This is a genomic window from uncultured Candidatus Kuenenia sp., assembly GCF_900696675.1.
Classification (GTDB): Bacteria; Planctomycetota; Brocadiia; order Brocadiales; family Brocadiaceae; genus Kuenenia; species Kuenenia stuttgartiensis_A.
The window spans coordinates 1-6,432 of record NZ_CAADGZ010000161.1; the positions used below are offsets into that span (position 1 = coordinate 1).

The 6,432-nt window shown below is 45.0% G+C and carries 5 protein-coding genes; 4 read left to right on the forward strand and 1 reads right to left on the reverse strand.

What is annotated here, in order from left to right:
- A partial coding sequence (locus tag QZT26_RS15700; RefSeq protein ID WP_295103492.1) for a hypothetical protein occupies positions 1 to 196 on the forward strand: 196 nt, incomplete at its 5' end.
- 77 nt (positions 197 to 273) lie between these two features.
- Here the strand turns inward: QZT26_RS15700 and QZT26_RS15705 are convergent.
- Positions 274 to 1,587, reverse strand: coding sequence for a TldD/PmbA family protein (locus QZT26_RS15705; RefSeq protein WP_099323880.1), 1,314 nt, complete (start codon positions 1,585 to 1,587; stop codon positions 274 to 276).
- A 793-nt stretch (positions 1,588 to 2,380) separates the two neighbouring features.
- On the opposite strand from QZT26_RS15705, the gene QZT26_RS15710 reads away from it, so the two are divergent.
- The 3 genes from QZT26_RS15710 to QZT26_RS15720 are packed head-to-tail and all read left to right on the forward strand — an operon-like array spanning position 2,381 to position 6,077.
- Positions 2,381 to 3,223: a class I SAM-dependent methyltransferase gene (locus QZT26_RS15710; RefSeq protein WP_197705309.1), complete on the forward strand. Its 843-nt coding sequence runs from the start codon at positions 2,381 to 2,383 to the stop codon at positions 3,221 to 3,223.
- Positions 3,220 to 4,092, forward strand: a complete 873-nt coding sequence (locus tag QZT26_RS15715; RefSeq protein WP_099323879.1) for a class I SAM-dependent methyltransferase — start codon at positions 3,220 to 3,222, stop codon at positions 4,090 to 4,092. Before QZT26_RS15710 ends, QZT26_RS15715 begins: the two co-directional genes overlap by 4 nt.
- 26 nt (positions 4,093 to 4,118) lie before the next feature.
- Positions 4,119 to 6,077: a BCCT family transporter gene (locus tag QZT26_RS15720; protein WP_295103496.1), complete on the forward strand. Its 1,959-nt coding sequence runs from the start codon at positions 4,119 to 4,121 to the stop codon at positions 6,075 to 6,077.
- Positions 6,078 to 6,432 lie beyond the last annotated feature (355 nt).

Below are 6,432 nucleotides of genomic sequence, written 5' to 3' on the forward strand. Positions count from 1 at the left end.
TGGAAACAAAGTTTCCAGTGCAATTGCATTCCCAATTTTTTGTAAGTGTTCATGGAGTTGGGGCAAAACAACCCTGACAGGGTTTGAAACCCTGTCAGGGTTAACACTACTGTACGTTTTATTAAAACATGGCGGAAGTCACAAAAAATCGGGAATGCACCCGTTTGGGAACGAGTTGCGCTCTGATCTCCGGTAGTTTAATAAATTACGCTGAATAGTTACAAAAAATTACTGATAATGTACTATTGAGCCAATCGATTATGTCGCAGGAGTTTAATCCGCATTTCCCGCCACATTTACTGACTTAAAATAAAATGGCGGTACTTTTGTAGACCCATGCCATTCTGCCCTATCACCAATAGCAACGATATTGTTAAATAAATCAAATACGTTACCTGCAATCATGCAATCCTTTACCCTGCCAATAATTTCTCCGTTTTCGATAAGGTATCCGAGATCTATGTTCACGGAAAATTCACCTGCCAGCACATTGCTTTGTCCTCCGCCAAGCACCTGGTCAACCAGAATGCCGCATTTAATATCTTTCACCATTGAGTCAAACGGCATATCACCCGTTTCAACGATGATGTTGGAGTATCCAGGAGACGGTTGGGAAGAAAACCCGCGGTTGCCATTTCCGGTTGATTGCGTTTTCATAATGCCTGCGGTCTGCAGATCGAAAATATAGTTTATCAGCACACCCTTTTCAAATAATGGCGTGCGACGCGCAGGCACCCCTTCGGAGTCCACAGGATAGCTCATATCAGCAAAATCGATAGTTGCGTCATCATAAATACTTACTCTCGCGTCTATTATCTTCTCTCCCAGCCTGTTGGTGAGGGGCGAAGCGCCTTTTTGCAATAATTTCCCATTACATCCTGCTTCAAATGTGGAAAGAAAGATGTCCATGGCTTTTGCCGTAACAACAACAGGGTAGTCACCTGTTTTTAATTTCACTTCCTTCTTTGCTAGTTTTAAATCGTTGAGCGCTTTATCAACGTGTTTATTGAGATCTGTTGCAAGTCTCTTTGAACTCTCCCCTTCGCCGATTGAAAGCAGGCTTTGTCCCTTAATATGTAAGATTTCTATGCCAATGCCCAACGAGGTGGATTCAATGGTAATGTCCAGGCCTTTTGAATTGAGAAGACGCTGTTTTCCGTGTCCTTTCCCTATTCCTGCACTGCACTCATAGCTTGAATCTACTGCCAAAGCCCTTTCAATAGCCTCTTTGCCTATGCGCACACATTTTTCAATGGGAAAGTCAATAACATCCCTGTCAAAAACTGTCACCTGCGGATAATTATTTTGCGGGGGAAAATCAAACATGGCAATTTGTCCGAATTCAGCGCTCTCCAACGCATTTGCTACAAGTTTTTCAGGCTTTCTGAAATCGGTGGTGCAGGAAAACCCAATCCTTCCATCCTTTATTACCCGAAGGCCTACACCCCGGACGGATTTAGTATTAATGTATTTTAGTTTATTATTTTCGAAGCTTACCGAACGTGTTTCCCCTTCTTCATAAATAACTTCAACGTGTGCAGTATGCTTTAGCGCCTGTTCCAGAATCTTCTCTTCAATTTTGTCCATTTGAATAAAACCCCCCCGTTATTTTAAATTAATTGTTTGTGCATCTTACCGTATTGCATACAAATTTTTACCTGAAAATGAAAGAAGCAATCCTGACACGGTTTCGAATTTCGAAGGGAGCATTCCTGATTTTTTGTAACAGTTTAGATTTTTGGAAAAACAAAAATGCTCGTTCCCAAGCTTCGGCTTGGGAACGAGCGGTTTTTTTCATAGGACTAAAGTATTACAATTCTTTGTAAAAAAACAAAATGTGTGAAGATATACAAAAAATCGTGAATGCACCCGTTTCGAACCCCGTCAGGTTTAATATACTCAGTTTGCAAAGACTATGTTGATTCATATGAAAATACTTTGTTTGCATACTACATAATTAAGGTCAGTTCAGTCAAGTGCATAGGTAATTAAAATTATTCACATGAGCAATAATTTGAGAATTGAATATTGAGAATTGAATATTGAACATTTGACCCTGTCAGCGGAACTTGTAAAAGAGTATTCTGTTTTTTTCAAAAAAATAAAATGTTTCAAAAAATCATCATGTTATTTTGTTTCGGATTTCACCGTTAAATACTTTATCAAAAAATAAAAAAACTACTGATTTATAAAATGCTATGTCCTCGTTATCAGGCTTGATACAGGCAACCGGCAATCTGAAATACCTCGAAAGGGCTGTTTTAACAGCGTTTTTTATGGTTGACAAAAATTTACATGCTGGTTAGCATAAAAATACCGATCGACGAAACGTACCTATTTATCGTATTAAAAATCTCCAGAGGAGGAATATCTATAAATTATGAAAATGAATACGAATACAAGTACAAAAAAGAACCACCAGGATTTCGGCAAAAATCCTCAATCTATCCGGCGAACCGATAATTACAAGGCTGAATACGTTCACAGTTTTGTGGAGAAATGGGATGAGTTGATCGACTGGGATGCCCGTGCCTCCAGTGAAGGAGAATTTTTTATCGAAGAACTCCGCCGCCGCGGCGCCCGTAAAATCCTCGACGTTGCGACCGGTACCGGCTTTCATTCTATCCGGCTCCTCAAGGCCGGTTTTGAAGTGGTCAGTGCTGATGGAAGCCCTGAAATGCTTGCCAAAGCCTTTGCTACCGGGCGTGAACACGGCTTTATTCTCCGCACGGTGCAGGCGGACTGGCGCTGGCTTAATCGGGATGTTCACGGCAAATTTGACGCCGTGATTTGCCTGGGAAATTCCTTTACCCATCTATTCAATGAACATGACCGGCGCAAAGCCCTCGCGGAATTTTACGCCGTCCTTCGCCATGATGGCATTCTTGTTCTCGATCAGCGGAATTATGACATTATTCTTGACGAAGGCTTCAAATCCAAACACACTTACTATTACTGCGGAGAAAACGTCAGAGCTGAACCCGAATATGTTGATGAAGGCCTGGCACGGTTTCGCTATGAATTCACCGACGGTTCCAATTTTCACCTGAATATGTTTCCCCTCCGAAAAGATTATACACGCAGACTCATGTTCGAAGTTGGTTTCCAGACAATTCGCACCGTCGGTGATTTCGAGGAAACTTACCATCAGGCAGATCCCGATTTCTTTATTCATCTCGCTGAGAAACGTTACGAAAATGAACCAGAGAAAATTGCCTTATGACTTATTCCCGGCCCGAAACAACCACCAGGGATTATTATAACGATCAAAGCGCAGACCGTTTTTATTACTCCGTGTGGGGAGGTGAAGACATCCATATAGGGATCTATCGGTATCCTTCCGAGTCTATATTCGCGGCCAGCAGGCGCACAGTCGAAACCATGTGTGCCTTCCTTCCGCGGCTGAACGCCTCTACCCGGGTACTCGATATCGGTGCAGGTTACGGCGGCTCCGCACGGTATCTTGCCATGCAGTTCCAATGTGAGGTCACTTGCCTCAACCTCAGCGATGTCCAGAATCAAAAAAACCGCCAACAAACCGAAGAAGCCGGATTGGATTCACTCATCGAAGTTGTTGACGGCAGTTTTGAAAATATCCCGTTTTCCCCGAATAGCTTTGAGGTTGTCTGGTCACAGGATGCCATCCTTCACAGCGACGACCGCAAAAAAGTGCTGGAGGAAGTTCATCGTGTCCTCAAACCAGGCGGGGTCTTCATCTTTACAGACCCCATGCAAAGTGACGAATGCCCTAAGGAAGCTCTCGCCCCAGTGCTGGCGCGAATTCACCTCGAATCGCTTGGCTCGCCCGGTGTTTATCGCAAAATAGCCGCTCAACTTGGTTGGATTGAGCTAAAATTCGAAGATTTGTCTTCCCAACTCCCCATTCATTATAGACGTGTTTTAGAGGAAATTACCGGACGGGAAACAGAAATCGTCCGGCAGTGCACACCGGAATACATTGAGAGAATGAAAACAGGATTGGGTCACTGGATTAAGAACGGCGAGAAAGGGTATCTCAAATGGGGCATTTTCCTTTTTCAAAAACCGGATGTTTTCCATGATAGTTTTGTAGGCTCCAGACCGGTTCAATGATAGGGGGGGCGCATTTTCGCCATCTCATGAAGCATCATACGCCGGTTTTTTATGTTTCTGTCGTTCTAACTGCACTGCTGGTATTCTGGGGTTATTTTGCCCATGAGCACCTGGCCGATACTGCCCAAAGTACTCTCACCCTTACCATCAGCAATTTTGGCTGGTTTTATCTCTTATCCACCGCGGGGTTTGTCGGCTTTTGCCTCTATCTCATCTTCAGCCCTTATGCCTATATTAAACTCGGCAAACAGGATGATCCGCCTGAATATTCCTTTTCATCCTGGCTTGCGATGCTCTTCTCCGCCGGCATGGGTATCGGCCTCGTTTTCTTCGGCGTGGCTGAACCGATGAATCATTTCGCACACCCGCCTCACGGGCTGGCGGAACCACATTCGCCAGAAGCCGCCCGGATGGCGCTGCGCTATTCCTTCTTTCATTGGTGCCTCCATCCCTGGGCTATTTATGCGGTCATTGGCCTCTCCATGGCTTACGCCCAATTCCGGAGAGGAGAATCCGGATTGATCAGTACGGTCTTTCGCCCTCTTATCGGACGGAAAGTGGACGGTCCCATCGGCCAACTTATTGATATACTCGCCGTCCTTGCTACCGTTTGTGGAGTGGCTACTTCTCTTGGTCTAGGTACCCTACAAATAAACGGTGGTTTGCATCATATTTTTGGCGTTCCCAACACGGTTCCTATCCAAATGCTGATCATAGTTATTGTTACGGTTTTATATCTCATCTCGGCCAGCACAGGACTCAACAAAGGCATTCTCTATCTCAGCAACATTAATCTGCTTATCGCCGGACTCCTCCTCGCATTCGTCCTGGTTTGCGGTCCCACCGTTTTCATCCTGGATTCTTTTACCACCGTTCTCGGTAGCTATTTACACGAGTTCGTGAAGATGTCGTTCCGTCTCACACCCTTCAGACAGGGTGATGAATGGGTTGGGTCATGGACACTGTTTTACTGGTCCTGGTGGATTGCATGGGCGCCCTTCGTCGGTACCTTTATCGCCCGCATCTCCAAAGGCCGGACTGTTCGCGAATTTGTGATAGGCGTTCTCTTCGTTCCGTCCGTTATCGGCGCCCTCTGGTTTGCCGCATTTGGAGGATCAGCCCTCTATTTTGATCTTTTTCAGGATGGCAGTATTGCCGATGCCGTACAATCCGACATGACCTCTGCACTTTTCATTACCCTGGAGCAATTTCCCCTGGGCATCGTACTCGGCACCCTCGCTGCCCTCCTTATCGTTACCTTCTTTGTTACTTCTGCCGACTCTGCCACATTCGTACTGGGCATGCTTACTACCAACGGCAGTGCAAACCCTCCCACTTCGACCAAGGTGATTTGGGGTATTCTCCTGTCCTCCATCGCAGCGGTACTGCTTTTCAGCGGTGGCCTGGCCGGATTACAAACAGCCTCCATCGTCACTGCCCTTCCCTTCGCAGTTATTATGGTTTTCATGTGCCTTGCCTTGTTTACCGCTCTTAGGAAGGACTGCCAAGTCACTCATCCGCGCACCCCTGAGTCTGAACCAAAAAACATTCTATGTCCGGTAGATTACTCCATATATTCAGAAAAGGCATTAAATTATGCAATAGAGATTGCCGGCAAATATGGATCAAAACTCTATTTGATACACGTACTTGATGCGCGTGTCCATGGTGTCAATGAGCCGGTGCTTTACCGCTTCAATATCGGGGATGAAAGTGCTATCAAAGAATTAAAGGAGAGACTGCTCAGATGCGTACAAGAAGACATCCGGAGCAAGATGCCCGTTGAGAGTATCATCGTACAGGGGGTTCCATTTGTTGAAATAGTTAAGGCGGCAAGGGAGTATGCTATCGACCTGATTGTAATGGGCACGCACGGCAGAACGGGTATATCCCATGCAATTATGGGCAGTGTTGCAGAAACGGTTGTACGCAAGGCGCACTGTCCAGTATTTGCCGTTAGACAGGCGGAATATGATTCCGGTTGAATAAATCCAGATACAAGACAGTCGGCAATCGGCAATCCAATGTCATTAAGTTAAGGATATTTGATTAAAAGCAACCCCCTTTATCCCCTTTTTTAAAGGGGGACTTTTTGCTGCCGGCTGCTTAATTTAATGACATTGGTTTGCAATCTACAGTCGGTATATTGCCGATTGTAGATTGTAGATTGCAGACTGTAGAAGGTAGAAATTATGTAACACTTTAGTTCTATGAAAAAAAACGCTCGTTCCCAAGCTCCGGCTTGGGAACGGGATTGTTTGAGAAGCTCCAGCTTCGAATGAAAAAGAGAATGGGCACATGTCAGCTTATACTTTTCAGTATATTATCAAGATATTTGGC

Excerpts from the sequence above, each read along its gene's own strand:
- QZT26_RS15705 (WP_099323880.1), bottom strand. The coding sequence starts at position 1,587 with ATGGACAAAATTGAAGAGAAGATTCTGGAACAGGCGCTAAAGCATACT.
- QZT26_RS15710 (WP_197705309.1), top strand. The coding sequence starts at position 2,381 with ATGAAAATGAATACGAATACAAGTACAAAAAAGAACCACCAGGATTTC.
- QZT26_RS15715 (WP_099323879.1), top strand. The coding sequence starts at position 3,220 with ATGACTTATTCCCGGCCCGAAACAACCACCAGGGATTATTATAACGAT.
- QZT26_RS15720 (WP_295103496.1), top strand. The coding sequence starts at position 4,119 with ATGAAGCATCATACGCCGGTTTTTTATGTTTCTGTCGTTCTAACTGCA.